General features: G+C 57.9%; 25 protein-coding genes and 1 tRNA gene. 17 read left to right on the plus strand and 9 right to left on the minus strand.

Going from position 1 to position 25,220, the window contains the following annotated elements; all coding sequences use genetic code 11:
* The first annotated feature begins 30 nt into the window (after window positions 1-30).
* Both ispD and ispF read left to right on the plus strand, forming a co-directional pair.
* Window positions 31-831: a 2-C-methyl-D-erythritol 4-phosphate cytidylyltransferase gene (gene ispD, locus JDW18_RS09935; RefSeq protein WP_218243448.1), complete on the plus strand. Its 801-nt coding sequence runs from the start codon at window positions 31-33 to the stop codon at window positions 829-831.
* Between the two features lie 66 nt (window positions 832-897).
* Window positions 898-1,377 carry a 2-C-methyl-D-erythritol 2,4-cyclodiphosphate synthase gene (gene ispF, locus JDW18_RS09940; protein ID WP_218243449.1) on the plus strand — a complete coding sequence of 160 codons (480 nt, stop codon included), beginning with the start codon at window positions 898-900 and terminating at the stop codon, window positions 1,375-1,377.
* A 48-nt stretch (window positions 1,378-1,425) separates the two neighbouring features.
* Here the strand turns inward: ispF and JDW18_RS09945 are convergent, their stop codons facing one another.
* Together JDW18_RS09945 and ompR are read right to left on the minus strand one after the other, a co-directional pair.
* Window positions 1,426-2,925, minus strand: a complete 1,500-nt coding sequence (locus tag JDW18_RS09945) for a sensor histidine kinase (RefSeq protein WP_218243450.1) — start codon at window positions 2,923-2,925, stop codon at window positions 1,426-1,428.
* Window positions 2,926-3,118: 193 nt separating this feature from the next.
* On the minus strand, window positions 3,119-3,850 hold the full coding sequence (ompR, locus tag JDW18_RS09950; protein WP_218243451.1) for an osmolarity response regulator transcription factor OmpR: 732 nt from the start codon (window positions 3,848-3,850) through the stop codon (window positions 3,119-3,121).
* Between the two features lie 312 nt (window positions 3,851-4,162).
* Here ompR and JDW18_RS09955 point away from each other — a divergent pair, with 312 nt between their 5' ends.
* Window positions 4,163-4,921, plus strand: coding sequence for an SIMPL domain-containing protein (locus JDW18_RS09955; RefSeq protein ID WP_218243452.1), 759 nt, complete (start codon window positions 4,163-4,165; stop codon window positions 4,919-4,921).
* 143 nt (window positions 4,922-5,064) lie between these two features.
* Here JDW18_RS09955 and JDW18_RS09960 read toward each other — a convergent pair whose 3' ends face one another.
* Window positions 5,065-5,847, minus strand: a complete 783-nt coding sequence (locus JDW18_RS09960; protein WP_218243850.1) for a 3-hydroxybutyrate dehydrogenase — start codon at window positions 5,845-5,847, stop codon at window positions 5,065-5,067.
* A gap of 75 nt (window positions 5,848-5,922) precedes the next feature.
* Between JDW18_RS09960 and JDW18_RS09965 the strand changes: the two genes are divergently transcribed.
* The 9 genes from JDW18_RS09965 to JDW18_RS10005 all read left to right on the plus strand — a co-directional run bounded on the left by JDW18_RS09965 (window position 5,923) and on the right by JDW18_RS10005 (window position 16,646).
* Window positions 5,923-6,939, plus strand: a complete 1,017-nt coding sequence (locus JDW18_RS09965) for an alpha/beta fold hydrolase (RefSeq protein ID WP_218243453.1) — start codon at window positions 5,923-5,925, stop codon at window positions 6,937-6,939.
* Entirely contained in the window at window positions 6,936-9,167 is a 2,232-nt protein-coding gene (locus JDW18_RS09970) for a RelA/SpoT family protein (protein WP_218243454.1), read from the plus strand. Before JDW18_RS09965 ends, JDW18_RS09970 begins: the two co-directional genes overlap by 4 nt.
* 80 nt (window positions 9,168-9,247) lie before the next feature.
* A tRNA-Val gene (locus JDW18_RS09975) sits at window positions 9,248-9,324 on the plus strand.
* Window positions 9,325-9,878: 554 nt separating this feature from the next.
* Window positions 9,879-10,754: a branched-chain amino acid ABC transporter permease gene (locus JDW18_RS09980; RefSeq protein WP_218243455.1), complete on the plus strand. Its 876-nt coding sequence runs from the start codon at window positions 9,879-9,881 to the stop codon at window positions 10,752-10,754.
* A gap of 62 nt (window positions 10,755-10,816) precedes the next feature.
* Window positions 10,817-11,893, plus strand: a complete 1,077-nt coding sequence (locus JDW18_RS09985; protein ID WP_218243456.1) for a branched-chain amino acid ABC transporter permease — start codon at window positions 10,817-10,819, stop codon at window positions 11,891-11,893.
* Window positions 11,890-12,711, plus strand: a complete 822-nt coding sequence (locus JDW18_RS09990; RefSeq protein ID WP_218243457.1) for an ABC transporter ATP-binding protein — start codon at window positions 11,890-11,892, stop codon at window positions 12,709-12,711. Before JDW18_RS09985 ends, JDW18_RS09990 begins: the two co-directional genes overlap by 4 nt.
* The gene (locus tag JDW18_RS09995) at window positions 12,708-13,478 is read left to right on the plus strand and encodes an ABC transporter ATP-binding protein (RefSeq protein ID WP_218243458.1); all 771 of its coding nucleotides are present in this window, start codon (window positions 12,708-12,710) and stop codon (window positions 13,476-13,478) included. Before JDW18_RS09990 ends, JDW18_RS09995 begins: the two co-directional genes overlap by 4 nt.
* A gap of 7 nt (window positions 13,479-13,485) precedes the next feature.
* Window positions 13,486-15,357, plus strand: a complete 1,872-nt coding sequence (locus tag JDW18_RS10000) for an AMP-dependent synthetase/ligase (RefSeq protein ID WP_218243459.1) — start codon at window positions 13,486-13,488, stop codon at window positions 15,355-15,357.
* Window positions 15,358-15,485: 128 nt separating this feature from the next.
* A complete protein-coding gene (locus JDW18_RS10005; RefSeq protein WP_218243460.1) occupies window positions 15,486-16,646 on the plus strand; it encodes an ABC transporter substrate-binding protein in 1,161 nt (386 codons plus the stop codon).
* 99 nt (window positions 16,647-16,745) lie between these two features.
* On the opposite strand, the gene JDW18_RS10010 is transcribed toward JDW18_RS10005, so the two are convergent.
* From JDW18_RS10010 to JDW18_RS10025, 4 genes are all read right to left on the minus strand, one after another.
* Window positions 16,746-17,135: a hypothetical protein gene (locus tag JDW18_RS10010; protein WP_218243461.1), complete on the minus strand. Its 390-nt coding sequence runs from the start codon at window positions 17,133-17,135 to the stop codon at window positions 16,746-16,748.
* Window positions 17,136-17,348: 213 nt separating this feature from the next.
* On the minus strand, window positions 17,349-17,780 hold the full coding sequence (locus JDW18_RS10015; RefSeq protein ID WP_218243462.1) for a YeeE/YedE family protein: 432 nt from the start codon (window positions 17,778-17,780) through the stop codon (window positions 17,349-17,351).
* 19 nt (window positions 17,781-17,799) lie between these two features.
* Window positions 17,800-18,243 carry a YeeE/YedE family protein gene (locus JDW18_RS10020; RefSeq protein ID WP_218243463.1) on the minus strand — a complete coding sequence of 148 codons (444 nt, stop codon included), beginning with the start codon at window positions 18,241-18,243 and terminating at the stop codon, window positions 17,800-17,802.
* Entirely contained in the window at window positions 18,240-18,584 is a 345-nt protein-coding gene (locus JDW18_RS10025; protein WP_218243464.1) for an ArsR/SmtB family transcription factor, read from the minus strand. The genes JDW18_RS10020 and JDW18_RS10025 overlap by 4 nt, the downstream gene beginning before the upstream one ends.
* Before the next feature lie 104 nt (window positions 18,585-18,688).
* Here JDW18_RS10025 and JDW18_RS10030 point away from each other — a divergent pair, with 104 nt between their 5' ends.
* Window positions 18,689-19,612, plus strand: a complete 924-nt coding sequence (locus tag JDW18_RS10030; protein ID WP_218243465.1) for an MBL fold metallo-hydrolase — start codon at window positions 18,689-18,691, stop codon at window positions 19,610-19,612.
* Between the two features lie 93 nt (window positions 19,613-19,705).
* Here JDW18_RS10030 and JDW18_RS10035 read toward each other — a convergent pair whose 3' ends face one another.
* Both JDW18_RS10035 and JDW18_RS10040 read right to left on the minus strand, forming a co-directional pair.
* A complete protein-coding gene (locus JDW18_RS10035) occupies window positions 19,706-21,115 on the minus strand; it encodes a DUF1254 domain-containing protein (protein ID WP_218243466.1) in 1,410 nt (469 codons plus the stop codon).
* A gap of 187 nt (window positions 21,116-21,302) precedes the next feature.
* A complete protein-coding gene (locus JDW18_RS10040; protein WP_218243467.1) occupies window positions 21,303-21,710 on the minus strand; it encodes a hypothetical protein in 408 nt (135 codons plus the stop codon).
* A 346-nt stretch (window positions 21,711-22,056) separates the two neighbouring features.
* On the opposite strand from JDW18_RS10040, the gene JDW18_RS10045 reads away from it, so the two are divergent.
* The 4 genes from JDW18_RS10045 to JDW18_RS10060 all read left to right on the plus strand — a co-directional run bounded on the left by JDW18_RS10045 (window position 22,057) and on the right by JDW18_RS10060 (window position 25,209).
* Window positions 22,057-23,103: a methionine ABC transporter ATP-binding protein gene (locus tag JDW18_RS10045; protein ID WP_218243468.1), complete on the plus strand. Its 1,047-nt coding sequence runs from the start codon at window positions 22,057-22,059 to the stop codon at window positions 23,101-23,103.
* Window positions 23,104-23,108: 5 nt separating this feature from the next.
* A complete protein-coding gene (locus JDW18_RS10050) occupies window positions 23,109-23,774 on the plus strand; it encodes a methionine ABC transporter permease (protein ID WP_218243469.1) in 666 nt (221 codons plus the stop codon).
* 144 nt (window positions 23,775-23,918) lie between these two features.
* Window positions 23,919-24,227, plus strand: coding sequence for a single stranded DNA-binding domain-containing protein (locus JDW18_RS10055; RefSeq protein ID WP_218243470.1), 309 nt, complete (start codon window positions 23,919-23,921; stop codon window positions 24,225-24,227).
* A gap of 181 nt (window positions 24,228-24,408) precedes the next feature.
* On the plus strand, window positions 24,409-25,209 hold the full coding sequence (locus tag JDW18_RS10060; RefSeq protein WP_218243471.1) for a MetQ/NlpA family ABC transporter substrate-binding protein: 801 nt from the start codon (window positions 24,409-24,411) through the stop codon (window positions 25,207-25,209).
* The last annotated feature ends 11 nt before the right edge of the window (window positions 25,210-25,220 follow it).

The following is a 25,220-nucleotide window of genomic DNA, read 5'->3' on the forward strand; positions in this document are numbered from 1 at the left end:
GGGCGAAGCCGCAATTTTAAAATAGAGTGCATGACAGATTCGTTTTCTTCGCCTGAGCCCATGCTGGACGCCCAGACAAACCCGGTACCAGCGTCACCTTCGCAGCCAGAAAGCGTGCGCTGCTGGGCGCTTATTCCTTGCGCCGGTGTGGGCTCTCGCGCTATTGCGGCTGATGCCCCGGCGCCAGAGCTGCCCAAGCAATATCAGCCCGTCGCTGGCCAGCCCATGGTCATGCACACGCTGGCGGCCATGGGGGCGGTGCCCGCGCTGGCCCAGGTGCTGCTGGTGATTTCGCCCAGCGATGCGTTCTGGAAGGAGCGCGAAACCCCTGACTATCTGCGCATTGCCGCATGCGGCGGTGCCACCCGCGCAGAAACCGTGGGCAATGGCTTGGCCGATCTGCTGGCCCACGGCGCAAGCCCTGAGGACTGGGTGCTGGTGCACGATGCCGCACGCTGCCTGCTGACCTCACGGCAAGTGCAAAGCCTGATGGATGCCTGCCTGCCGGATGCTGTGGGCGGGCTGCTGGCGCTGAAGTTGCCCGATACGCTCAAGCAGCAGACGGCTGGTGGCGAGGTGGCCCGTGTGGCGCAGACCGTGGACCGCAGCGATAAATGGCTGGCGCAGACGCCGCAGATGTTCCGCATTGGGGCATTGCAGGCCGCGCTGCAGGCTGCTGGCGATGCGGTGACCGACGAAGCCAGTGCCATGGAACTGGCGGGGTTCGCACCCCGATTGGTGCCCGGCGGGGCGCAGAACTTCAAGGTGACCTATCCCGACGACTTTGCGCTGGCCGAGGCGGTGCTGATGCAGCGCAAGGCACGTGTCTAGGTTTTAATTGCTCATAATTTAATAGCTGCTTGCGTTTGATTAGCAATGGCTTGATAAGGATTTGATATGAATTTTCGTATAGGTGAAGGCTGGGACGTGCACGCACTGGTGCCAGGCCGCAAGCTGATTCTGGGTGGGGTGGAAGTGCCACACACGCTGGGTCTGCTGGGTCATTCAGATGCCGATGTGCTGCTGCATGCCATTACCGATGCCCTGTTTGGCGCAGCAGCGCTGGGTGATATCGGGCGCCATTTCTCGGATACGGATGCGCAGTTCAAGGGCGCCGATTCCGCCGTTTTGCTGGCCGAAGCTGTGCGCCGTGTGCGCGCCAAAGGTTTTGAGATTGGCAATATCGACAGCACCATCGTGGCTCAGGCCCCCAAGCTGGCGCCGCATATCGAGAAGATGCGCGAGCGCATTGCGCAGGTGCTGGCGCTGGATGTGGAGCAGGTCAATGTAAAGGCCAAGACGGCAGAGAAGATGGGCCCGGTAGGCCTGCAGCAAGCCATGGAAGCGCGTGCCGTGGCGCTGCTGTACAAGCCCTGATTCGGCGTTGAGGTTTTGGGTTGGAGGGCAAGGCCTGCCCCCCAGACTTCAGTCCTCGGAGTCTTCGTCTTTTTTGTCGCGTGGCAGGTTGCGCAGAATCTGCGGGCGCTGCAGCCGCTTTTCAGGCGCAGCAGCGGGGCTGACGCCCATGGCGCGCTGCAGTTGAAGATGGGCCACCAGCCCGCCCGATGAAGAGTTGGACAGCGCCAGAATGCCGCCCATGCGCTGCACGGTCTTGTCCACAATCGACAGGCCAAGCCCGGCGCCAGCGGCGGCTGTGCGGGCTGAGTCTCCCCGGAAAAAGGGCTGCGTCAGGCTGGAGAGCTGCTCGGGCGGAACGCCTTTGCCGTGGTCACGAATGCGGATGACCACCCATTTCTCACTTTCCTTGGCAATCACATCGACCAGTGTGGTGTCGGTGTCAGGCGATTTGCCGTAGCGGCGTGCGTTTTCAAACAGGTTGGACACCACGCGAGCCAGCTCCACCTCATCGGCCATGACGAAAATGCCTTCGGGCACATCCATGGAAATCTGCAGTTCGCGGTGGTCTTGCACGGCATAGACGCAGGAAGCCACGACGGCGTGCAGATCAACAGGGCTGAGCGTGACACGGTGGTCAGGCCGGGCGTAGTCCAGAAATTTGTCGATAGTGGCATCGAGCTGAACAATATCGGCCACCATGTGTTCACGGGCCACATCGTCATACACGCTCATTTCGGTTTCCAGGCGCAGCCGTGCCAGCGGCGTGCGCAGGTCGTGCGAGATGCCTGCTAGCATCACGGCGCGATCCTGTTCGAGCTTGGCCAGCTTTTGTGCCATGCGGTTGAAGCCGATGTTGACCTCGCGGATTTCGCTGGTCACGGCCTCTTCGTCGAGCTGACTGGCGTCAAAGTCACCCTCGCGCACCCGGTTGGCGGCATAGGACAGCTGCTTGAGCGGCCGGTTGATAAGGCGCGCAATGGCTGCGGCGCCGACCAAGGAGAGCAGGGCGGCGGTAATCAGCCAGATCAGCCAGGTCTGGCCGCTGGCCGGGGTGAAGCGGGACTGGTCCATCAGCAGCCAGTTGCGATCCCCGTTGATATTGAAGCCCACCCAGAGGCCGGGTTCGTTGTTGACGCTGCGGGCAACAACGGTGCCGTAACCCAGGCGCTGTGTCAGCTCTTCGGTCAGCCGCAGACCCATGGCATTTTGTTCCAGCGGCTCGAAGGTGTCGCCAGGCTCACGCGGCAGAATGCGCACGCCTTCCTGGTCGGCCATGGTCTTGATCAGCGAGATGCGATTGATGGCGTCTGAATGAACCAGTGCGGCACGGCTGAGGTTCACCAGTGATGCCACCTGCTTGGCCGTCTGCAAGGCGCGAGGTTCAAAGTCCAGTGCCCTGAGGGTCTGCAGCCAGGCCAGAATGCTGCCCACCAGCAGCAGGGCCAGCAGGCAGAAAGTGCGCCAGAACAGGTTCAGGCCCACGGGGGAACGCGCCGTCGAACGCCGCTCGTACTCCAGAGGTACGGGGCTGGTAGCGTCGGGCGGCGTGTTGGGATAAGCGCTCATGAGCAGCGAAACAATCTAAGACAGCAAGTCTGCAAGCGTACGCTCAATATGACTTGCCTGAGTTACGGGTTGTCCAAAAAGACGCAATCTTGTGTCTGCGCAATTGCAATGGATGGTTGCAGCTCAAGACTGAGTGCAATAAAAACAAGCCGCAGGGAGCGGCTTGCTGGGTTTCGTGCGTTGGCTGCAGCGCTTAGTTCATGCCATCGGGTACGAACACATAGCCCACGCCCCAGACGGTCTGGATATAGCGGGGGGCGGCGGCATCTTCTTCAATCAGCTTGCGCAGGCGGGAAACCTGCACGTCCAGGCTGCGGTCAAAGGGCTCGAACTCGCGGCCACGGGCCAGCAGGGCCAGCTTTTCACGCGATAGCGGCTGGCGTGGGTGGCGCACCAGGGCTTTGAGCATGGCAAATTCACCAGTGGTCAGAGGCAGTTCTTCGCCATTTTTTTGCAGCACACGGGTGCCCAGGTCGAAGTTGAAGGGGCCGAAGGTGACGACTTCATTGTCGCCCGATGGCGCTCCGGGGGCTTCCTGTGGAGGGCGGCGGCGCAGCACGGCGTGAATGCGGGCCAGCAGTTCACGGGGGTTGAAGGGCTTGCCCAGGTAGTCATCGGCGCCCACTTCCAGGCCCACGATGCGGTCCACATCTTCGCCCTTGGCCGTCAGCATGATGATGGGGGTACGGTCATTGGCAGAGCGCAGACGGCGGCAGATGGACAGGCCGTCTTCCCCGGGCATCATCAGGTCCAGCACGATCAGATCGACAGTTTCGCGCAGCAGGATACGGTTCAGAGCCTTGCCGTCTTCGGCAATCATGATCTCGAAGCCTTCCTGCGTCAGATAACGGCGCAGCAGGTCGCGGATGCGTGCATCGTCATCCACTACGAGGATCTTGTCGGTACGGGTGCTCGTCGTTGCCATGATCGTCCTTGTCGATTTATTTGTAACAGCCAGATTGTTATCGCTTGGAGAAAAAAATCCAGTGAAAACGCATCGAGTTTTTCTGCTTGTTACGAATGTTGCATATATGAATAGAACAATAAATGTTTCTTCGTAGAATTTTACTTTGATTGGAACTTCTGATGCAATTGTTGTTCTATTGGTGTGTTTAATATCTGTAATTCGTACAGCAAGAGCCTCCCGTGGCTGACATGGGCTCCGTCTGTGTTGCGCTGTGATGGCTGCCTTGAACTTGTTTCAGTGACCGTCCATATATTTCCAAGGGTGAACCGCATGAATTCGTTTTCCAAATCCTTCCCAATGCGTTCCGGTGCCCGGTCAGCTTTGCTGCTGGTGGCCGTGCTGGCTGCGGGTTCCCAGGCCTGGGCGCAGAACGCTGGCAATAACGCGCAGCGTCCCATGAACGTGGTGCAACTGGCCGCGCAGGGCGTGGTGGAGGTCAAGCAGGACTGGATGACGGCGACCTTGTCAGCCACCAAGGATGGGCGCGATGCCGCGACAGTGCAGACGCAGCTGCAAAAAGCCGTGGAGGCAGCTATGACCAGCCTGCGTGCTGATGCGCAGGCGGGGCAGATGGAAGTGAGCACGGGTAACTTTTCGATCTCGCCGCGCTATGGCAACAACGGCAAGGTGGAAGGCTGGCAGGGCCAGGCCGATATCGTGCTGCAGGGGCGTGACTTTGTGCGTATCACTCAGTCTGCAGCCAAGGTGCAGGATATGACGCTGTCGGGCATGGGCTTTGGCCTGTCGCGCGAGGCGCGTGAAAAAGTCGAGGGCGAAGCGCAGGCCAAGGCCATTGAAAACTTCCGCCAGCGTGCCACGGCTATTTCCAAAAGCTTTGGCTTTGCGGGCTACAGCGTGCGCGAAGTCAGCGTCAACGCCAGTGGTGGCGGCATTCGCCCTATGCCGCGTGCCCGTGCGGCGAGCCTGAACATGGCCAAGATGAGCAGCTATGACGCAGCGCCTGTGCCGGTCGAGTCTGATCGCGCCGAGGTCAGTGTCAGCGTCAATGGCGCTATTCAGATGCAGTGACCCTGTCAGGCAGGCTGGCGTGTTGGTATGAAAAAAGGAGCGGCTTGCGCGGCTCCTTTTTGATTTTCATCATGCAATCACGTTGAAACATCCAGCTGACCAGCGCTGGCTGCTATCTAATTGATGATCGCATTTGGCATGGCTTACTGCGCTGTCCAGCCGCCGTCCATATTCCACGCCACGCCACGCACGTTATTGCTGGCTGCGGAGCAGAAGAAGACGGCCAGCTCACCCAGCTCCTCAGGCGTGGTGAACTGCATGGAAGGCTCTTTTTCGCCCAGCAGCTGCTTGGTGGCTTCTTCGTTGGAGATGCCTTGCGCAGCGGCCTTGGCATCCACCTGTTTTTGCACCAGCGGTGTCAGCACCCAGCCGGGGCAGATGGCATTGCAGGTCACACCAGTAGTGGCGTTTTCCAGAGCGGTCACTTTGGTCAGGCCCACAATGCCGTGCTTGGCGGCCACATAAGCAGCTTTTTGCGCGGAGGCAACCAGGCCGTGAACCGATGCCACGTTGATGATGCGGCCCCAGTTGGCTTTCTGCATGGCGGGCAGGGCCAGGCGCGTGGTGTGAAAGGCGCTGCTCAGATTGATGGCAATGATGGCGTCCCATTTCTCCGCAGGAAAGTCTTCCAGCTTGGCGACATGCTGAATGCCTGCGTTGTTGACCAGAATGTCTACGCGGCCAAATTCTTCGGCAGCATATTTCATCATGGCTTCAATTTCAGTGGCCTTGCTCATGTCGGCGCCGTGATAGCCGACCTTGATGCCTGCGGCTTTGCCGGCTTCCAGAATCTGGGCCTTGGGCGCTTCAACGTCGCCGAAACCATTGAGAACAATATTGGCACCCTGGCGTGCCAGTGCAACTGCGATACCTAGGCCGATTCCGCTGGTCGATCCTGTCACGAGAGCGGTTTTGCCTTTCAACATGGACATACAAGGTCTCCGAATGAATTACGATGCGACGACAGCCATTATCGGCCCCGGCTTCCAAAACGCGTTCCCATGAATCAACCTACGCTGAACTACGTATCGTGTCCCGGAGCTTCTGCAGTGGCTCCCAGCTGGGCCAGTGCCCAGCGTCGTCAAGAAATTTCCAGTCAGCCGCAGGGCATGCACCGCATGGCGTACTGGGAGTGGAACCATACCGGCAATCCAAGGCATCCGCATGTCATCGTTTGTGTGCATGGCCTGTCGCGTCAAGGGCGCGACTTTGATGTGCTTGCCCGTGAACTGAGCCGATTTGCCCGTGTGATCTGTCCCGATGTGGTCGGGCGCGGCCAGAGCGACTGGCTGGCAGACCCCATGGGCTATCAGGTGCCCATGTACGCCGCAGACATGCTGGCGCTGCTGGCACAGGTTCACGCCCAGGCTCCCATCGAGACGCTGGACTGGGTGGGCACCAGCATGGGGGGGCTGATTGGTATGGGCATTGTGGGTCAGCCGCAGTTGCCGCTGCCTGTGCCCGTGCGCAAGCTGGTGCTCAATGATGTGGGGCCGGTGATTGAGTGGCAGTCGCTGGAGCGCATTGGCTCTTACCTTGGTAAAAGCTTGCATTTCCCCAACTTTGAGAGCGCTGCCGCCGCCATGCGCTTGATATCCGAAGGATTTGGCCCACATAGCGATGAGCAGTGGGCAGAGCTTTCACGGGCGATGGTTGAGCCTGATCCGCAAGGTGGCGTGGTTCTGCATTACGACCCTCGTATTGCTGCACCTATGGCGCAGATGACGCGAGAGGCCGCTGAGGCTGGAGAAGCGCTGCTGTGGCAGCTGTATGACCAGATCCAGGCACAAGTTTTGCTTGTTCGTGGCGCAGACTCTGATCTGCTGTCCAGCAGCACTGCCAAGGCGATGGCCGAGCGCGGACCCCGTGCACATTGTACGGAACTGGAAGGCGTGGGGCATGCTCCTACGCTGGTAGCGCCTGGGCAGGTCGCTTTGATACGAGAATTTTTACAAGGGGATAAGGGTTTGCCAACAAGCATCAGTCTTGAACAGCAAGCCCAAGAGGAAGCTGAATGAAGACCAGCGATATCGCAACAACAGTCTCTGACGCCGCACCCAAAATTACGGATCCGACGCCGCATCTGATTACCGCCACTGCCGAGGTCCTGCCGGGGCAGGCCAACGCGCTGGTGCGCGCCCGCGCCTTTGCCGAACCCCTGATTGCTGGCGAAGTCATGGAAACTGGTGAGAACACGCTGGCCCACGCAGATGCCGTGGCCGCGATTCTCAAGAAAATTGGCGGCTCAGAAACTATTCAGGCTGCTATCTATCTGGTGCACGCCAGTGTGCATCTGAACAAACCGCAGGAAGTCATTGCCAAAGCGTTTGGCGAGAACTTTGCCACCCTGGCGGTGGAAACCATCAAGCTCATCCGCGTTCAGCAGCAAGCGCGTGATGCGGAGCTGAGCACCCAGCATGTCGATGGTGTGGCCACCCAGACCGAGAATGTGCGCAAGATGCTGCTCGGCTTCTCGCGCGATCTGCGCGTGGTGCTGCTGCGCCTGGCCTCGCGCCTGCAAACGCTGCGCTACTACGCGTCGCAGAAAGCAACGGTTTCGCCCAGTATTGCGCGTGAGGCGCTTTATGTATTTGCACCGCTGGCAAATCGTCTGGGCATCTGGCAGATCAAATGGGAGCTGGAAGATCTGTCCTTCCGTTTCCTGGAGCCAGATACCTATCGCCAGATTGCCCGTCTGCTGGATGAAAAGCGTGTCGAGCGCGAAGCTTATATGGAGCAGATGCGTGCCCGGCTGGAGGCCGATCTGCGCGCGCACAGCATCAGCGCATCGGTTCAGGGTCGGCCCAAGCACATCTACAGCATCGTGAAAAAGATGCGCGGCAAGTCGCTGAACTTCGAGCAGCTTTTCGATATTCGCGCCATGCGCGTCATCGTGCCCACGGTCAAGGACTGCTACGCAGCTCTTTCATGGGTGCACGAGCAGTTCACACCATTGGAAAAAGAGTTTGACGACTACATCGCCAAACCCAAACCCAACGGCTACCAGTCGCTGCACACCGTGGTGCGTGATGAAACTGGCCGCACGATAGAAATTCAGATTCGCACGCAGGCCATGCACGACCATGCCGAGCATGGCGTGGCAGCGCACTGGGCCTATAAGGAAGCGGGCACCAAGGGCTATGCGGGCGTTTCGGCGACCAGCGAGTACGACGCCAAGATCGCCGTATTGCGCCAGTTGCTGGCCTGGGGCAGCGATTTGACGGGCTCCGCGCAGCGTGGCTTGTTTGAAGACCGCATCTATGTGCTGACGCCTGATGCCGCCGTGATCGAGCTTCCGCAAGGCGCCACCCCTGTGGACTTTGCCTATTCGGTGCACACCAGCCTGGGTCACCGCTGCCGTGGGGCGCGCGTGGACGGTGCCATGGTGCCGCTCAACACCGCACTGCAAAGTGGTCAGACCATCGAGATCAATACGGCCAAGGAAGACCGCCCATCGCGTGACTGGCTCAACGCGGACCTTGGTTATTTGGTCAGCAACCGTGCCAAGGCCAAGGTGCGAGCATGGTTCAATGCACAGGCCACGCACGAAACGGTTTCGCGAGGCCGCGAAGCGGTTGAGAAACTCTTGCAGCGCGAAGGCAAGACTGCTGTCAAGCTGGAAGATTTGGCAGCGCAACTGGGCTTCAAGTCTGCGGATGCGTTGTTCGAGGTCGTTGGCAAGGACGAGTATTCGCTGCGCAATATCGAGACGGTGCTGCGCCCTGCGGAAGAGGCGCCCACTGAAGACGAATTCACTCCTGTGCGCAAGGCCAGAAGCACTGACTCGCCCAAGGGCGGTGTGCTGGTCGTTGGCATGGGGTCGCTGATGACGCAACTGGCCAAATGCTGCCGACCTGCGCCACCAGATGAAATCGCTGGCTTTGTGACCCGTGGTAAAGGCGTCAGCGTGCACCGCTGCGATTGCTCCAACTACCGCGAAATGGCCGCAAAAAATCCCGAGCGAGCCATCGAAGTCGGCTGGGATTTGCCCAAGAACGTGGAAAAGGGCGGGGCGGTCTATCCCGTAGATGTCTCCGTTGAGGCTGCGGACCGCCAGGGACTGCTGCGTGACATCTCGGATGTCTTCGCCCGCGAAAAGACCAACGTGATTGGCGTGCAGACGCAGTCGGTCAAGGGAACCGCCTGGATGACTTTCACGGTGGAAGTTGCCGATTCCGGCCGCCTGAGCAAAGTGCTTGGCATTGTGGCAACCGTATCGGGAGTTCGATCCGCCAGAAGACGCTGACAGAGCTTGATGACAAGAAAGTTTCAGCTCTCAAAAAATGAGTGAAAACCCGTGCTACAATTCATTCATCGAACGAACACAGGCGCGTAGCTCAGCTGGTTAGAGCACCACCTTGACATGGTGGGGGTCGTTGGTTCGAGTCCAATCGCGCCTACCAAAATTGGCAAGCAAAACCAGAGCTTGCAACGAAAGTGCCCGCTAACAAGCGGGCATTTTTGTTTGTGGAGTATGAAAAAAGTACGGAAAAGCACTTCTTGAGTGCAGGCGGTCGCAGCGCTTTTCATATGTGCGGACCGTTAGGCCTATTCTGCGCCAGAGTAAATCTTGTTTTATCCCTGCTCGGATCCGCAGGAAGAGCTGCCTGCTCCAATTTTGCGCACTGGCAATGCTTGCTGAACATCAGCCGAGGCCTTCGTTATGGGAGTCTCACGCATTTGCCTTGAAGCCATGTCTTGTTGGCATTTGATGTGCCGAAGAAGAGCGAGCCTCAGATCAAAGATGCTAGCCGTCATAGCGAGATTGCAAGGGTTTCCCATTGAGTATTTCAAGATATCAGGGGTCGCCCCACCCATGTTTCCCCGCTCGCAGGCAGTGACTCATCCACGTTGAATAGCAATCTAAACGTCAGATTCGGGGGCCAGAAATCAAGACGTTTAGTGCGGAGAGGCTTTTGCAAGTTCTCTGCAGTTCTTGACTATGACGGGGTGATGAATGCAGGTGCTTCAGTTACTCGTTTCAGGTGTTGCGATCGGCTGTATTTACGGATTGATTGCGCTGGGCTTTGTGCTGATTTACAAGGCCACGGAAACTGTCAATTTTGCGCAGGGTGAGTTGATGATGCTGGGCGCTTTTGTGGCTTGGCTGGCGATGAGCGCATTTCAGTGGCCATTTTGGATGGCTGTGCTGGCTGCGTTGGTTGCATTGGTGTGCGTAGCAATGCTGCTGGAGTTGGCGGTCATCCGGCCAGTACTGGGGCAGCCTCAATTCACTGTGGTCATGCTAACGATTGGCATTGGCTATGTCATGCGCGGGGCGGTGACCATGGTGCCAGCAGTGGGCACTGAAACGCATGCGCTTGAAGTCCCGTACCGTAATCAAGTGCTCAAGCTGGGTGAGCTGGTGATCAATGTTGAGCACTTGGTGATCATCGTGGCGACGCTGCTTCTCAGTGGCTTGCTGTATGCCATGTTCCGTTTCAGCAAGCTTGGGATAGCAATGCAGGCCTCATCTCAGAATCAGCTCGCAGCCTATTACATGGGAATTCCTGTGAGGCGCTTGAACGGGCTTGTCTGGGGCTTGGCCGCTGCGGTCGCCACGATTGCTGGCATCTTGCTGGCTCCCATCACCTTCGTGCACGCCAATATGGGCTTGATTGGGCTGAAGGCTTTTCCTGCCGCAGTTGTCGGTGGGTTTGGCAGTCTGCCGGGTGCGATTGTCGGAGGCTTGGTTATCGGACTTGTAGAGGCATTTGCAGGCTTCTATTTGCCAGATGGATTCAAGGACACCGCACCTTACATCGTTGTCTTGCTCATGTTGATGATCAGGCCCAACGGCTTGTTTGGAGAAAAGCTCAGTAAAAAAGTCTGAACCCGCTTTGCTCCCAGAACGCCCATTTCTTGTACTTGTTCGCTTCTTGATCGATACCAAGCATGCGTTTCATCTTTAAGACTTCGTACGACCAGGACATCAACCTGGCAAAGCATGCAGGACAAAAGGTGCTGTACAGCATGCTGGTGCTGGCTTTGGTGGTTGCGCCATGGCTTCTCGACGGCTACTGGCTGTCTCAGCTCAATTTTGTGCTGATTTACGGAATAGTGGGTTTGGGAATCATGCTGCTGGCAGGGTTCACCGGGCAGTTTTCCATTGGTCACGCAGCATTTCTGGGGGTAGGCGCTTATACCCAAGCGGTGCTGATTAGCCATGGCTGGCCGTTTTTGTTGTGCCTGCTGGTTTCAGCAGTTTTGGCGGCTGTGGTGGGGGTCATCATTGCAATGCCTGCTTTGAGGCTCAAGGGCATTTACCTCGGTATCGCCACCTTGTCATTTGGTTTTATTGTGGAAGAAGTCTTTGCGCGATGGGAGTCCGTGACAAAAGGAAATTCGGGCATGGCAGTGCCCTCGCCGGAGATGTTTGGGTGGGATTTGAATGCAGGATCAGGCTTTTATTGGGTATGCCTTGCGCTGGCGGTGCTCAGTACGCTGGGGGTGCTGAATCTCTTAAGGTCGCCCACTGGGCGGGCGTTTGTCGCCATTCGCGACTCGGAAATTTCTGCGCAAAGCATGGGTATCCATTTGGCCCGCTACAAGACGCTGTCATTTGCAGTGTCTGCTGCACTGGCTGGCTTGGCGGGGGCGCTGTATGCCCACAAGCTCAGTTTTATCTCGCCAGAGCAGTTCGGCATCATTCAGTCGATTGACTTGCTGCTTCTCGTAGTGATTGGCGGTTTGGGTTCTGTGCATGGAGCTTTTTTAGGAGCTGTATTTCTGATCACCATGCCGCAGTTGATTGCCATCAGCAAAGACTATTTGCCAGATGCCATTGGGCAGGCACCGGGCTTGCAGTCCGTGGTGTATGGCTTGGTTCTGATCGCTTTTGTGATTTTTGAGCCACTAGGCTTGTATGGACGCTGGGTCAAGGTGCGAACTTACTTTGAGCTTTTTCCCTTCTATCGCAAAGGAATGTTCAAGCGTCAGAAGTCCTTCACCAAGTCGGATCGCCTGAAATGAAGCAAGACTCCACTATTTTGCTGTCGGCCCATGATCTGACCGTGCGCTTTGGTGGCGTGCTGGCTGTCAACGGGGTGTCGTTCGATGTGCGTAAAGGTGAGGTGTTCACCCTCATTGGCCCGAATGGCGCGGGTAAGACGACGGTGTTCAACCTCATCAGCCGCATCTACCAGTCCACGCAGGGCAAAATCATCTGGCACGGCTCAGACCAGCCGGTGGAACTGACCAAAGTGCCTGCACACAGGGTGGCAGCGCTGGGCATTGCACGCACATTTCAAAATATCGAGCTCTTCGAGCATGCCAGCGTGTTGCACAACTTGCTGGTGGGCTATCACACCCATCGCGCCACCAACTTCTGGCAGGACCTGCTGTTTACCGGGACTGCACGGGCTTGCGCCAGACAGGCGCGCCTGAAGGTGGAAGAGATCATTGAACTGCTGGACTTGCAGCGCTACCGGGATGCGCTGGTGGCTGGGTTGCCGTACGGTGTGCGCAAGGTGGTGGAGCTGGCGCGGGCGCTGTGCGCCGAGCCACAACTGCTGCTGCTGGATGAGCCATCGTCTGGCCTGAATGTCGAAGAGACCGCTGACATGGTGTTCTGGATTCGTGATATTCAGAGGGTTCTGGGTATCTCGGTCTTGATGGTGGAGCATGACATGAGTCTGGTTAGCAAAGTCTCTGATCGGGTGCTGGCCATGAATCAGGGACAGGAGCTTTCGACAGGAACACCGCAGCAAGTGCAGTCAGACCCGAGGGTGGTGGAGGCCTATCTGGGCACGATTGACGATGTATCGAATTTGCGCAGGGAGCATGTATGACTGCGGTGCTTGAACTTCGCAATGTAGAGAGCGCATATGGCCCCATCAAGGCTATTCGGGGCGTGAGCCTGCAGGTCAAGCAGAGCGAAATCAGCACGGTGCTGGGCGCCAATGGCGCGGGCAAAACCAGTATCTTGAAGACGATTTCAGGAATTCTGGATCCGAACAAGGGGCAGGTGATGTTTCTGGGGGAGGAGATCACCGCACTGGACCCCTCCCAGATTGTGCGCAAAGGGCTTTCGCATGTGCCCGAAGGCCGCGAAGTGTTTCCTTTGTTATCGGTGCAAGACAACCTGCTGATGGGGGCTTACACCCGCAAGGACAGAGACACCGTGGCGCGGGACATGGAGGACGTCTATGCCTATTTCCCTATCCTGAAAGAGCGTGCCGTACAGGATGCAGGGCTGCTGTCTGGTGGGCAGCAGCAGATGCTGGCTATTTCACGCGCCATTATGGCCAAGCCATCGCTGATTTTGCTGGATGAACCCAGTCTGGGCCTCAGCCCCAAGCTGACCAAGGAAATTTTTGAAATCGTGGTTCGAATCAACCGCGAGCGTGGGACCACCATTTTGCTGGTTGAGCAAAACGCCAACATGGCGCTCAATGCATCCGACTATGGCTACGTGCTGGAGAACGGACGCATCGTGATGGAGGACACCTGCGCCCGATTGCGGGAAAAGGACGATATCAAGGAGTTTTATCTTGGCATGCAAGACGACGGCGTGCGGGGTGAGCGCCGCTGGAAAAAGAAAAAGAACTGGAGGTAACCCGCTTATGCGCAACCGATCTCCTGCAGGCCTGTGGGCTGCTGAAAAACTGGCGGTGACAGCAAACTTGCCGGGTGAAACCATGGCTGAAGTTTTCTGGAATGCGGTGCAGCAACGCGCCGGGCAGGTCTGGATGCGTCAGAAAGAGCTGGGCATCTGGCAAAGCTGGACCTGGCGGCAGGTGGGCGACATTGTGGAGGAGATCGGCCATGGCTTGCTGGCTTTGGGGGTGAAGCCGGGCGACTGCATTTCGATTCTTGCGAACACCAAGGCCGAGTGGATGTGGAGCGACATGGCAATCCTCAGTTGTGCAGCAGTCTCCAATGGCATCTACCCCACAGATGCGTCTGAGCAAGTCAAGTATCTGTGTCAGGACTCTTCAAGCGTGGTGCTGTTTGTGGAAGATGACGAGCAGCTGGACAAGGCTCTGGAGGTGCGCCAGCAACTGCCCTTGTTGCGCAAGATTGTCGTTTTTGACATGGAAGGCCTGCAGGATCTGGATGATGCACAGGTCATGAGCTTTGATGCATTGAGAGCGCTGGGGCGCGAACACATGCGGGTAGCGCCTGATGCACTGACACAGCGCTGGGGTGCCATTGCACCGCATGATCTCGCCATTCTGATATATACCTCTGGAACCACCGGTAAGCCCAAAGGTGCAATGCATAGCCATGGCGGGCTGGTGTATAGCGTGCGGGGCTATGCGCAGTTGTTGCCTCAGGACGAAGATGACGAACGCATGTGTTTTTTGCCTCTGTGCCATGTGGCGGAGCGTTTGGGTGGGGCCTTTTTTGCGCTTTACACCGGCACGAAGCTCAATTTCGTAGAGAACCCCGAAACTGTGCCAGAGAACGTGCGCGAGATTGCGCCGACTGTGGCAACAGCCGTACCACGCGTGTGGGAGAAGTTCTATTCCGCTGTCACCATTGCCCTGAAGGAGGCTGGCTCACTTCAGCAGGCGGCCTATGGCTGGAGCATCGGGATTGGGCATGACATTGCGGATAGGGTGCTGCGAAAGGAGCCTGTTGGCGGCTTGTTGAAATGGAAGTTTCGCGTGGCTCGCGTGATGGCGCTCAACAATGTTCGCAAGCTGATTGGCGTGCACCGGGCACGTCTGCTGGTAACAGGTGCGGCGCCTATCTCGCCAGAGCTGGTGCGCTGGTACCTGGCTTTGGGTATTCCCATGGTTGAAGTCTGGGGCATGACGGAGACTTGCGGGGCTTCTACCGCGGTGCCGCTGACGGATATTCGACCTGGCTCGATCGGCCAAGCGGTTCCCTATAACGAGGTCAAGCTGGCGGAAGGCAGCAACGAGATTCTGGTGCGAGGCCCCAATGTGTTCAAAGGCTACCTGAACTTGCCGGATAAAACAGCCGAAACGATCGATGCTGACGGCTGGATGCATTCGGGCGATGTAGGAGCTGTCAGCGAGGACGGGTTCTTCCGTATCGTGGATCGAATGAAGGACATCATCATCACGGCAGGCGGCAAAAACATTACTCCCAGTGAGTGGGAGAACGCACTCAAGTTCAGCCCCTATGTCACTGATGCGGTGGTAATTGGCGATGCACGGGCGTACCTCACGGTCATCATCATGATTGACCATGAAAACGTGGAGAAATTTGCGCAGGACAGCGATGTTCCGTTCAGCAACTACGCCAGTCTGACGCGTGCGCAAGAGGTGCAGGAGCTGATTCAGCAAGAGATTGACCGCGTTAACACCAAGTTTGCGCGGGTAGAGCAGATCAAGAAATTCTTCCTACTTGATACCCAGCTCAGCGCAGAAGACGAGGAGTTGACACCGACCATGAAACTCAAGCGCAAGCTGATTCAGCAGAAATACGCAGCCCAGATTGAGGCGATGTACAGCGCGGCTTGATGGGGAGTGAGCAGGTATTTGAAGGGTGCCGTAATGAGGTGCTGGCGCGCAGACCAAAGAGCCCCTGCGCGGCGGCTGCCTGTCAAGGGTGGGGATGGGGCTTCTGCTTAACTTGAATGGAGACAGTTATGAAACCATGGATTCGTTTGAGTGTGACAGCCTGCGCGCTGGCCTTAGCTGGCATGGCTAGCGCCCAGCAAGGCATCAGCAAGGATGAGATACGTATCGGCACGATTCAAGACTTGTCCGGGCCTTTGGCGGCCTTTGGCAAGCAGTCGCGCAATGGTATGCAGATGCGGGTTGATGAGATCAACAAGCAAGGAGGGGTGCATGGACGCAAGTTCAAGTTGTTTGTTGAGGACTCTGGCTACGACCCCAAGAAGGCGGTTCTTGCAGCGCAGAAGTTGGTGAACCAAGACAAGGTTTTTACTGTTGCAGGGCAAATCGGCACAGCTACCAATATGGCGGCCATGCCCATTCAGTTTTCAAAAAACGTCATCAACTGGTTTCCCATCACTGCAGCACGTGAAATGTATGAACCATTTCATCGCTTGAAGTATTCATTCGCTGCTACCTATTACGACCAGATTCGCCTGGGGTTGCCCACGCTGATGGACAAAACCAGCGCGAAAAAGGTTTGCGCCATCTATCAGGATGATGAATTTGGTCTGGAAGTGCTGCGCGGTGCTGAAGCAGCATTGAAAACCCGAAATCAGGCGCTGGTGGAAAAAACTTCTTTCAAGCGCGGTGCTACTGACTTTAGCTCGCAAGTCGCCAAGATGAAGGCAGCGAGCTGCGATTTTGTAGTGCTTGGAACCCTGATTCGGGAGACGGTGGGAACAATTGGAGAGGCGCGAAAGACGGGGTTCAGCCCAGTCTTCTTTGGCTCTAGCGGTGCCTACACGGACTTGATTCACAAGCTTGGCGGCAAGCCTATGGACGGACTGTATGCGGCCATGACTACGCAATTCCCCTATGCGGACGAAGCAGAACCCAAGGTGCGGGAGTGGGCCACGCAGTACAAAGCCCAGTTTGGCGAGGACGGTACCGTGTTTTCTGCCTACGGCTATATGCTGGTCGACACGCTGGCCCAGGCCATGCAAAAGACGGGGGCCAATTTGAGCACCGACAGCTTCATCAAAACCATGGACAGCATGACCTTCCCCCGAGATTTTTTTGGCAACCCGGAGATGAGCTTCACGGCCACCAAACGTCTGGGGAACGAGCACTCCCGCATGTCTCAATTGATCGACGGGCGCTGGAAAGTGGTGTCTGACTATACGAAGTAGTCATTCCACAGATCTTGGCACTCCAAATCAGGGTGGCGAAGGCCACCCTGAATGCTTTCAGCCGAGGTGAAAAAGGTCGATTGCGCGTGCCCCTGCTATTCAGACCATGGGATTGGAGCGTGGGCTGGTGCGGATGGCTGCAACGAAGCGGTGGGTTTTGCCGGGCACTGCATAGAGCACCTCGGGGCGGCAACTGCCCATGCGCTGAATGACGATGGCGCCGTTGGCATGCAGGTTCACGCGTGTTGAGGGCGCCAAAAATGAATCCACATAGCAGGGGTCGGCTTGCAGGTCTTCCCAGCCGTGATCGGGCGACATGCAGCGTTTGCGGATGTGCTCAATCTGGGTTGGAGGCATGCCTGCGCGTTCGTTGACCTGTAGCCAGGTTTCGTGCAATACCTCATAGGCTTGCAGGCGCGACTCACAGGGGGATAGCTCTGCGAGATTGCAGATCAGCTGGTTGAGCAGAAGTTCAGATGAATACTGCATGGTCAAACCCCGTGGCCTTGTGCGAACAAATGATTGAGTGGACCCATTCTCCTGTGCTTGCAGGGGCTAGTTCAAGCTCAATCAATGGGTTTTCAAAGGTGATAGCCTTGGTGTTCTATGCGGGGTTTGGCATGAGATGGGTCAAAACTTTCGCGTAGCTTACGCAGATTGCTATTGTTTTGTGAGCAATCCTGCGAAGAGAATAATTGCAAACTATTGTTTGCGGCCCTCACTTCGTGCTGCCCAGGCATGCTGCAGCACCATGCCTGCAAGCATGGCTGCGACGAAGATCCAGACTTCCGCTTGCAAAGTGGCGAGATTCATGAGGGCTGGCCCTGGGCAAAAGCCTGCCAGCCCCCAGCCGACGCCGAACAGGGCTGAGCCTGTGAGCAGTTTCTTGTCGATGGCGGTGTTGCCTGGCAGTTGCATGGGCTCACCCAGCAATGCTGTGCTGCGAGTTTGGGCCCAGGCGAAGGCGATCAGGCCGATGGCAATGGCGCCGCCCATGACCAGGGCCAGAGATGGATCCCACTGGCCGAAAAAATCCAGAAAATTCTGTACTTTGGCGGGGTTGCCCATTCCCGAAAGAATCAGGCCCAGACCGAAGATCAGGCCACAGGCTAGGGCTGCGATGGAAGAAAGCATGAGGTGACTCCTGAAAGGCTTAAGCCACGACGTGACGCATCACAAACACGGTGATGGCGCCAGTGGCAATAAAGGTCAGCGTGGCCGTCAGCGAGCGAATGGAAAGGCGGGAAAGGCCGCAGACACCGTGGCCACTGGTGCAGCCAGAGCCCAGTCTTGTGCCAAAGCCCACCAACAAGCCTGCAATGATGATGAGCACTGGGCTGGATGGCATTTGCATGGCTGGCAGTGGCGCAAATAGCTGCCACACCAGCGGCGCTGCCACCATGCCAACGATGAAGGCCAGGCGCCAGCCCCATTTCTGCACCGAACTCCAGGTCGGCAGTTGAAGCAGCGCGCCGGTGATGCCGCTGATGCCAGCAATGCGTCCCAGCAGTGCTATCAATAATGCCGCAGACAGGCCAATCAGCATGCCGCCTGCAAGCGATGACCAAGGGGTGAATTCACTCCACAAAATACTCATGCCGCTTCTCCTTGTGGGCAAAAAAGTTGATGAACAGCCTGCATGAGCTGCAAGGCGCGGGCGTCAGCCAGCTGGTACCAGATGAACTTGCCTTCGCGCCGGGTGGATACGAGGCCCTCCCGCCGCAGAACGCCCAGTTGCTGTGACAGGGTGGGCTGACTAATGCCGGTCAATTGTTCAAGCTCGCCCACGGTGCGCTCCTGCGTCGATAGCTGGCACAGCAGCAGGAGCCGGTCTTCATTGCCCAATAGCTTGAGCATGGCGACAGCCTCTCCTGCGTGGGAGCGCATGGCTGCAATGTCCAGTGGCGGTGGCGACGCTTCAGAAACGTGGGAAGACATGGTCTGGTTCATCAGAATAATTTCATATATTATATAAAAAAGTATATTGATGTGTTGATTGAGTTTTGAAATCAGTTTTTGCTTATCTGGGATAAGGAGTTGCCATGACAGACAGCACCATGCATATCGAACCGTTTTTTGACAGCGCCACAGGAACCGTGAGCTATGTGCTTGCGGATGTGGCTAGTGGCGCAGCGGCTGTGATTGACCCGGTGCTGGACTTTGAACCCCGGTCCGGCACGCTAAGCAGCGAGTCGGCGGACAAGCTTATTAGCTATGTGCGCGAGCGCGGCTGGACGGTGCATTGGATTCTGGAGACCCATGCCCATGCGGATCATCTATCCGCCGCCCAGCATATTCGCCACCATCTGGGTGGCAAGGTCGCCATTGGCGCCCATATCAGAGAGGTGCAGGCGGCCTTTCGCAAGATCTATCACTTCGAGCGCAGCTTCCTGCCTGACGGCAGCCAGTTCGACCACCTGGTGGAAGATGGCGAGCGCTTGCCGCTGGGAAGGCTGGCACTGACCGCAATGCATGTGCCGGGCCACACGCCAGCAGACATGGCCTACCGTGTAGAGGACGCCGTGTTTGTTGGCGATACCCTTTTCATGCCCGATGTGGGAACCGCACGGGCGGACTTCCCTGGCGGAGATGCCAGCACGCTGTACAACTCCATCCACCGCATTCTGGTGCTACCGCTGCAGACGCGAATCTTCGTCTGTCACGATTACCCGCCTCAGGGGCGGGAACCCGCGTGGGAAACCTCTGTGCAGGCCCAGCGTGCTCACAACCTTCATGTGCGTGACGGCATTGACGAGGCCGCTTTTGTGCAGATGCGCACAGCCAGAGATGAAACCCTGGCCATGCCCACATTGATTCTGCCATCGGTACAAGTCAACATTCGCGCAGGCAAGCTACCACCGGCGGCAGACGATGGGCGCACTTATGTGCAGTTACCCATCAACGCCTTCGGCAAAAGCAAGGCCATGCCGCAAGGGGTGTGGCAAGAGGCTCACACCCCCCGCTAGCAAACGATCGATTGCCACTGGGGGCGTGCCGGGCAGACACGCTACGGATCGCGTTGCATGTTGGCGCGGGCGATGTCTTTTCTTGCTGGCTGCTTATTCCGGCTTGATCAGCTCAACAGGCTCCAGAACCCATGACGGGTCCAGAACTTCCGGCCACGGCTGGTAGGCGCGGGCCATCAGGTAGAACAGATTTTTTTCTGGCGTGGGCAGCCAGTTGGCGCGTTTTTCCGGGCCGGGGTCTGTGGGCTGCAGCCAGATGTCCAGACTGCCGTCCGCGTTGCGCTTCATGCCCTGGGTGCGGTCGCCGATGGAATAGCGGTTGATCGGGTTTTCGACCATGTACTGGCCACCGGTCACAAACTCATAAAGAGAGATGGACCAGAAGGCATCGGCGGGCAGGCGGCCATCGGGCAGGTGCAGGCGGTAGCTCTGACCTTTGCCCAGTGGCTGGTTGTTGCCGTCCACGCTGGCGGCGAAGTAGGTGGCTTCTGCCGCTTCCAGGCCCAGAATGCCGCCCGACATGGCTGCCGACTGGGCGCGCATGGCGTAGTTGCTGCCAAAGCCGTCGGGCAGGCGATAGGGGGTCCAGCCATTGCGGCGGTTCGGGTCGGCGGTTTTGCGGTCGGCGTTCAGGCGGTTTTTGAGTTCGTTTTTCTCGATATTCGGAGCCAGAGTCAGCCAGCGCTGCTGCACTGAGGCTGGCAGCTTGTCCCATTGGCAGCCTGCGCCGCAGATGCCCACGCTGGCAAAGCGCTGCAGCAGCTTCTGCTCAGCCCCGGGTGGTGGGTTGCGCACCAGCGCTTCGTTGGCGACATCGACAAAGCGGCCCCAGTCCTGGGCCTGTGGTTTGATTTTGGGGTTGTCCTCTGCTGTCTTGAGTACAGGTTCTACGCGAAAGCCGTCCTGCACTGCATGCGCGGCCTTGAGGTCGTCTTCGCCGGTGACCAGTACGCGCAGGTTCAGGTACACATCACGGGTGGGGGCGCGCACGATCTGATCGACCTTGGGGATCTCGCCCTTCCAGTGCGGCCCCACCAGCGCAACCTTGCGTGCGGCGGTTCCGCCAATGCGCCGCCCTACATAGGAGAAGGTGTTGAGATCGGCCCCTATCATGGCGATCACGTAATAGCGACCATGGGTTTCGGGCAGGGTCAGCAGCAGTGGCGAGTGTTCCAGATCCAGCCAGTTGGTGGAATAGAAGGCGTCGCGGATGGGGCCGTTGGCCCAGCGGTCCTTGGGTGTGGCCAGATGGCGCGAGTGGCGGAAATGGTTGAGCGTGGTGGCTGTGGTGGAGTCTTTGACCTCCAGGGCTTCATGGCGCATTTTCATGAACTCCTGATAGGGGTAGGCGTACAGCATCGCTTCGCGGATCAGGCTGTCCAGTGCCTGGCCTTGCAATGGCTCTGCCGCAGACGCGGCAGGCTGGGCGTGAGCAGCACTCAGGCACAGCGCCAATGCGGTGGCGGTCAGGGCACTTCGCCCAATATTCACGCTGATCTTCATCACGATTCCTCAAAGATGTATGTCTGAATTGCTTAAGGTCTTAACAGGCGTGCCGCTACCTGGCGGGTAGCGGCCAATTCATTGTTCAGGTGAGGCCTGTGAAAGCCCATCGTTCTTTTGGACTAAGGCGCAAGCCCTATAGGAGGGCACCAATGCCCGGCGATGAGAGGGCGCTCAGCGGGGCTAGTCAGATGCCCGGCATGCCAAAGAGATCGTGCGCATCCAGCAGCGCCCAGGCAATCTCCGGCGTTCTCTCCATGCCTTTGCGAATGGCGGCGGGCAGGCTTTGGCGGGTTTTGCGGCACAGGCCGGGAATGTCAGGCATATCAATCTGTATGCCGCGCATGGTGCGCACTTCATTGCTGCCGGGGGCAATCTGTATGGTCACCCCCAGTTGCTGCTCAATGCGTTGCAGCATGTGCTCCAGATCACCAAGGCTGCTGATGCGCTCCAGGCGCTCGATCAGCTTTTTCTCTTCCTCGCGCGTCAGCATCAGAATGCGCAGATCGGCTCCGGGCTGGCTCAGCAGCGACTCGCGCTCGCAGGTGCAGGCGCCAGGCGGGCATTCAATGCGGATCGGAAAGCTGGGCTGCATGAAAAAGCACGTAGCAGGTAATGGCAGAGCAGGGCGAAGCCCAGGCTGCCATGCTAAGCCCAGTCAGCGTTTCGCGTCATCAGGGGTTTGGCCTGCTTTTGAGGGCTGTACAGCACGCTCATTGCCCGACTACTACGTGAATTCACTTGTCCCGGTTGGCCTCAGGTTTGCCTAGATTCAGGCATCATTGAGGGTTACTACTAAAAGTAGGCTGGCTTGATCTGCCTGCTTCTACAAGAACGAAGGCTCGCGTTGCCGGTGCTCAGCGGCGCTGCGGGCGGGATGGGATCAATCACTTTTTTATAGCTGTATCCGCACTATTCGTGCGCGATAAGCGATATTTTTCATGATAGAAATTCGGGACTTATCCCTGACATACCAAGGCCCCAAGGGCCCGGTGCACGCGCTGCGTGGCATCAATCTGGAAATTGCCTCTGGCGAGGTGTTCGGCATCATTGGCCGCTCTGGTGCGGGTAAAAGCTCGCTGGTGCGCTGCCTGAATCTGCTCAACCGCCCCACCGAAGGCAAGGTCATCGTCAATGGCCGTGACCTGATGGCACTGTCCGATGCAGAACTGCGGGCCGCACGCCGCGACATTGGCATGGTGTTCCAGCACTTCAACCTGCTGTCGTCTCGCACCGTGTATGACAACGTGGCCCTGCCACTGGAGCTGGCCGGCATTTCCAAGGACGAGATTTACCAGCGTGTGACCCCGCTGCTGGAGCTGGTGGGTCTGGACCATCTGGCTGACCGCTACCCCGCACAGATCTCGGGCGGCCAGAAGCAGCGCGTGGGCATTGCCCGTGCCCTGGCCAGCAACCCCAAGGTCTTGCTCAGCGACGAAGCCACTTCGGCACTGGATCCTGAAACCACGCGCTCCATTCTGGATTTGCTGCGCAAGGTCAACCGCGAACTGGGTGTGACTGTGGTGCTGATTACGCACCAGATGCTGGTCATCAAACAGATTGCTGACCGCGTGGCCGTGATTGATGGCGGTGAAATTGCCGAACTGGGGCCCGTCATTGACGTGTTTACCAAGCCTCAGCAGAGCATTACCAAGAGCCTGATTGATGAGATCGTGCCCCAGCAGTTGCCTGAATCGGTGATGACGCGCGTCAGCCAACTGGCGGCCCAACTGCAGCCCGGCCAGCAAGGCCAGCTGCTGCGCCTGTCCTATGCGGGCGAAAGCGCCTATCAGCCCATTCTGTCGCACCTGATTCGTGAACTGGGTCTGGACCTGTCGATTCTGCACGGCCAGATTGATGAAATTCAGGAGCAGACCTTTGGCTCGCTGGCTGTGTATGCCAGCGGTGAGGCTGCCAAGATTGACGCTGCCGTGACCCATCTGCGTGCCAGCGGCGTGCAGGTGCAGATTGTGCCCAGCAAGGATTAAGAGCGATGTTTGAGAATTTTTCGGAAATGATGCTCCAGCTGCTGCTGGATTCCTTCTGGGAGACGCTGATCATGGTCGGCGTCTCGGGCCTGATTGGCGGCCTGATCGGTATTCCTCTGGGCGTGTTCCTGCGCCTGACGGACCATGGCGGCATTTTGCAGAACGGCCCCGCCAACAAGATCGTGGGCTGGATTGTGAACGCGCTGCGCTCCACGCCATTCATCATCTTGCTGGTGGCCATCATCCCGCTGACGCGCTTCATCACCGGCTCCTCCATCGGTACCTGGGCTGCCGTGGTGCCGCTGACGATTGCTGCCGCGCCTTTTGTGGCACGTCTGGTAGAGACTGCATTGCGTGAAGTCGATGGCGGCCTGATTGAAGCGGCCCAGTCCATGGGCGCCAGCACCAGCCAGATCGTCTGGAAGGTGCTGTTGCCCGAGGCGCTGCCCGGTATTGTTGCTGGCCTGACCATCAGCTTTGTGAGCCTGACCGGCTACTCGGCCATGGCGGGCGCCATTGGCGGTGGCGGCCTGGGTGACCTGGGCATTCGCTATGGCTACCAGCGCTTCTTGCCGGATGTGATGCTGGTCGTGGTCATCATCCTGATCTTCTTTGTGCAAGCCATTCAAAGCCTGGGCGACTGGGCTGTGCGCCGCCTCAGCCACCGCTGAGCACAGGCCTCAACATTACGAAATATTAAGGGATGGCCTGCAGAAATGATGCGGGCTGGCCCCTAAAATGCAGATACCAATTTTTTTGACAGGCCACTTGCGCAAAGCAGGTGGCCGCTATTTTTTCTGGGTAGATAAAAGCAAATGATGGATGGTCTGATTACCGGGCGACTGACCGGCATTCCCGAAAGCCGCGTGGACCGCAACCGCCGCCCCTACATGGTGGCCCGTATGCGAGCTAATGCGGGAGATGGTTCTTCGATTCCTGTGAATATTGTGGCGTTTGATAACGCACCCTGCGCTGTGCTGCGTAGCTTGTCCGAGGGCGACGCGATTGCCTTGCGCGGCAGCTTCACGCCCAAGGTCTGGATCGACCGGCAGGAAGAGTCGCACGCCGTGCTGGACGTGGTGGCCCAGCAGGTGCTGGCAGCGCCTACGCTGTCTGATCTCTGATCGTGCATGCCGCTCAAGTCAAGCCCGCTACCTTTCCGGAGCGGGCTTTTTTGTAGGCGGCTTTTGCCAAATAGTCATTCTGTAGTTTGCATCTGCGCAAACTGTCTAAGAGGCAGGTCTGCGGCGTGCCGAACAGGCGCTACAGTCATAGCCACTTCAATTTTCTCCGCAAGGAATCTCCATGCTGAACAAGCGCTCGCTTTTGCGCACGACTCTGGCTGTGGCTGCTGCCGCCACGCTGGGCTTTACGGCTCAGGCCCAGGAAAAGACCATCAAGATCGGCGTGACGGCTGGCCCCCACGCTCAGATCATGGAAGTGGTCAAGAAGGTGGCCGTCAAGAACGGTCTGAACCTCAAGATTGTGGAGTTTGGTGACTATGTGCAGCCCAATGCGGCGCTGGCCTCGGGCGATCTGGATGCCAACAGCTACCAGCACCGCCCCTATCTGGACGCGCAGCTCAAGGACCGTGGCTACAAGATCAGCTGGGTGGCCGATACGGTGAATTTCCCCATCGGCATCTACTCCAAGAAGATCAAGAAGCTGGCGGATCTGCCCAGTGGCGCCAAGTTCGGCATCCCCAACGACCCCACCAATGGCGGCCGTGCGCTGCTGCTGCTGCAGGCCCAAGGCCTCATCAAGCTCAAGGAGGGCGCGGGTCTGAAGGCAACTCCGCTGGATGTGGTGAGCAACCCCAAGAAGCTCAAGTTCGTCGAGCTGGATGCCGCGCAGCTGCCGCGCTCGCTGGATGATCTGGATGCCTCTACGGTCAATACCAACTTCGCCATCTCTGCGGGTCTGAACCCCAAGACCGATGCGATTGCGCTGGAATCGGCCAAGAACCCCTATGTGAACATCATGGTGGTGCGCGATGCCGACAAGAACCAGCCCTGGGTGGCGCAACTGATCAAGTCTTACCACTCTGAAGAAGTGCGCCAGTTTATTGACAAGGAATTCAAGGGTTCGGTGTTCCCGGCGTTTTGAACGCTCCCCCT

This window comes from Comamonas fluminis, from assembly GCF_019186805.1.
Taxonomy (GTDB): domain Bacteria; phylum Pseudomonadota; class Gammaproteobacteria; order Burkholderiales; family Burkholderiaceae_C; genus Comamonas; species Comamonas fluminis.